The following is a 2,990-nucleotide window of genomic DNA, read 5'->3' as shown; positions in this document are numbered from 1 at the left end:
CAGGCCTACACGCTGTTGCCGCAGGTGATGCAGGACGCGGCCGCCGGCGTACTCGCCCCGATCGTCGTCATCCAGACCGGCAACAACGGCGTGATCGACGGATCACAACTGACGGCGACGCTCAATGCACTGCGCAGCCGGCACCGGGTCGTCCTGGTGACGGTCCACGTGCCGCGGCCGTGGAAGAACCACAACCTGGATCTGATCACCGACGCGGCACGGCAGTTCCCGAACGTCCGGCTGATGCAGTGGAACAACCGGGTGACGGCGGATCGCAGGCTCGTCGTCCACGACGGCATCCATCTCACGTTGCGCGGCATCAACGTCTACGCCGCGATGGTCGTGCACGCCGCGCTGTCGCGCTGAGGAGGGACCTGGCTAGCCGACCTGGTCGAGCAGGCCGGCCGAGGACCTGTCGAGGAAGAGGGTGGCCCCGGGCCGCGAGCGCAACACGGTGGCCGGGCAGGCCGGGTCGACCGGCGCGGTCAGCGTCGCCCGGACGGCCTCCGCCTTGCGCGCCTCGGGGGTGACAACCTGCAGATTCCGGGGGGCGAGCAGCGCCGGGACGGTGAGGGTGATCGCCTGCTCCGGTACGTCGTCAAGCGTGGCGAAGTGGCCTTCCCCGACCTGCTGGTGGCGCGACTTGTCCTGAAGGGTGATGATCTTGACCCACACCGGTTCGTCGAAATCGGCCTGGTGCGGCTCGTTGAAGGCGATGTGGCCGTTCTCGCCGATGCCGAGACAGACCAGGTCGAGCGGAGCGCTGCGCAGCAACTCCTCGTATCGCCGGCACTCCGCCTGCGGGTCGGCAGCATCGCCGTCGATGTAGTGCACCTGCGCCGGGCCGAACGGCTCGGCCACGTTTTCCCTGATCCAGCGCCGGAAGCTGGCGGAGTGGTCCGCGCCGATCCCGACGTATTCGTCCATGTGGAAGACCGTGACCGCGCCCCATGGCACCCCGGGCTCGTCGCGGAGCGCGGCGACGAACGCGCGCTGCGAGTTGCCGGTCGCGATGATGACGCGGGCGGCGCCGTGCTCGGCCACGGCGTCGCGGAGTACGTCGGCGGTGTTGCGTGCCGCGGCACGTCCCAACTCCTGCTCGCCGTCGTACACCCGGACCGGGAGTTCGTCGACGCGGAAGCTGGCGACCGGCTCCTCGCCGGTCTCGATCCGGGTGCTGCTAATGACTGGTCACCTCCGCCTGTTGCCCGGCCTCGAAGTAGTCGTGCAGTGCCGGGTCGAGTGTCGGTACGTCGAGCGGAATACTGCCGTTGCGTAGGGATTCGGTCGCGGTCACCCCAGTCGCCACCGACTCGCGGGCCGCGACCGGCGAGGTCGCCGTGGCGCCGCCGACGCGCACGAACCGCAGGAACTCGGCGATGATCGACGCGTCGGCGCCACCGTGGCCTTCACTACTGCCCGGGATGGGGAACGTCGCGTCTCCGTCCGGGTTGTAGTCGGTGCGCTTGTTCCAGAGCCGGACGACGCCCTTCCCGCCGGTGTCGCCGAAGTTCTCGATCCGCCCCTCGGTGCCGATCACCGTGTAGTTGCGCCAGTAGTCCGGCGTGTAGTGGCACTGTTCGTAGCTCGCCAGCACGCCGTTGTCGAGGGCCATCGAGATCATGGACAGGTCTTCGACGTCGATCACCGGGTGGAGGCCCCGCTGCGACAGCGGGGGCCAGTTGTCGTAGGAGAACCAGTCCTTCATCAGCCGGCCGCGGTTGTCCGCGCGGTCGGTGATGTCGCCGTAGAGGGTGAGGGCGCCCATGCCGGTGACCCGCCGGGTGTAGCCGCCGGCGAGCCAATGGATGACGTCGATGTCGTGCGCGGCCTTCTGCAGCAGCAACCCGGTGGTCCTGGCGCGCTCGGCGTGCCAGTCCTTGAAGTAGTAGTCACCGCCGTTGCCGACGAAGTGGCGGCACCACACGGCCTTCACCTCGCCGATCTCTCCGCGCAGGATCAGGTCGCGCAGCAGCAGGACCATCGGCATGTGCCGCATGTTGTGCCCGACGTAGAGCCGGGCGCCGTGCTCGCGGGCGGCGGCGAGCACCCGGTCGCAGCCCTCGACCGTGATCGTCAACGGCTTCTCGACGTAGACCGGCACACCGGCGGTGAGGATGTCGACCGCGAGGTTCTCGTGCGCGTCGTCGGGGGTCACGAGCAGAACGGCGTCGACGCTGCCGTCGAGCAGGTCGCGGTGATCGGTCGTGGTGCGCACCTCGTCGCCGTAGCGCTCGCGGGCCCGGGCGAGCGCCTCGGGATCGAGGTCGCAGACCGCGACGACGCGCGACCCTTCCCCGGGCCGGTGCGCGTGGCGGCCGAGTGCGCTGCGCGACCCCAACCCGATGACGCCGATGCGCAGGTCTTCCGTCGCGGACTGTGCGGATGTCTCCGGTGCGGTCATGCGACGCAGTCTGCCACGCGCGTCTCAGGAGGCGATTCGGACAACCATCTTGCCGATGTTGTCCCCGCGCAGCATGCCGAGGAACGCACCCGGCGCGTTGTCGATCCCGTCCACGACGGTCTCCTCGAAGGTGATCTTGCCGGCGCGCAGCCAGCCGGAGAGCTCACGGGTGACATCGGCGAAGCGGTCCGGATGGTCGCTGATCAGGAACCCGCGGATGGTCAGCCGCTTGCCGACGACCAGTGAGAGATTGCGCGGACCGGGCGGTGGCTCGACGGCGTTGTAATGCGAGATCGAGCCGCATGCCGCGACCCGGCCGTGCACCCGGAACGCGGAGATCGCCGCCTCCAGGTGGTCGCCGCCGACGTTGTCGAAGTACACGTCGATGCCGCCCGGAGCGGCCTTGGCCAATTGGTCGCCCACCGGGCCGTCCTTGTAGTTGAAGGCCGCGTCGAAGCCGAGCCGCTCGGTGAGATAGGCGACCTTCTCCGCCGAGCCGGCGCTGCCCACCACGAGCGATGCTCCGCGCAGCCGGGCGATCTGGCCGACCAGGCTGCCCACCGCACCGGCGGCCCCGGACACGAAG

4 protein-coding genes are annotated in these 2,990 nt (G+C 69.5%); 1 reads left to right on the top strand and 3 read right to left on the bottom strand.

The window, feature by feature from the left end; translation table 11 throughout:
- A partial coding sequence (locus VGH85_10775) for a hypothetical protein (protein HEY2174282.1) occupies positions 1–366 on the top strand: 366 nt, incomplete at its 5' end.
- A gap of 12 nt (positions 367–378) precedes the next feature.
- On the opposite strand, the gene VGH85_10770 is transcribed toward VGH85_10775, so the two are convergent.
- From VGH85_10770 to VGH85_10760, 3 genes are all read right to left on the bottom strand, one after another.
- Positions 379–1,113 (bottom strand): glucosamine-6-phosphate deaminase, encoded by a 735-nt coding sequence (locus VGH85_10770; protein ID HEY2174281.1) that lies wholly within the window; start codon positions 1,111–1,113, stop codon positions 379–381.
- A 67-nt stretch (positions 1,114–1,180) separates the two neighbouring features.
- Positions 1,181–2,404, bottom strand: a complete 1,224-nt coding sequence (locus VGH85_10765) for a Gfo/Idh/MocA family oxidoreductase (protein HEY2174280.1) — start codon at positions 2,402–2,404, stop codon at positions 1,181–1,183.
- Between the two features lie 24 nt (positions 2,405–2,428).
- A partial coding sequence (locus tag VGH85_10760; GenBank protein HEY2174279.1) for an NADP-dependent oxidoreductase occupies positions 2,429–2,990 on the bottom strand: 562 nt, incomplete at its 5' end.

The sequence above is a fragment of the Mycobacteriales bacterium genome, assembly GCA_036497565.1.
Lineage (GTDB): Bacteria > Actinomycetota > Actinomycetes > Mycobacteriales > QHCD01 > DASXJE01.
The sequence above is the reverse complement of the archived record's forward strand: the minus strand, read 5'-3'. Positions and strand labels throughout refer to the sequence as shown.

What these genes read in the sequence shown, in the direction of transcription:
- VGH85_10765 (HEY2174280.1), bottom strand. Translation starts at nt 2,404, where the DNA reads ATGACCGCACCGGAGACATCCGCACAGTCCGCGACGGAAGACCTGCGC.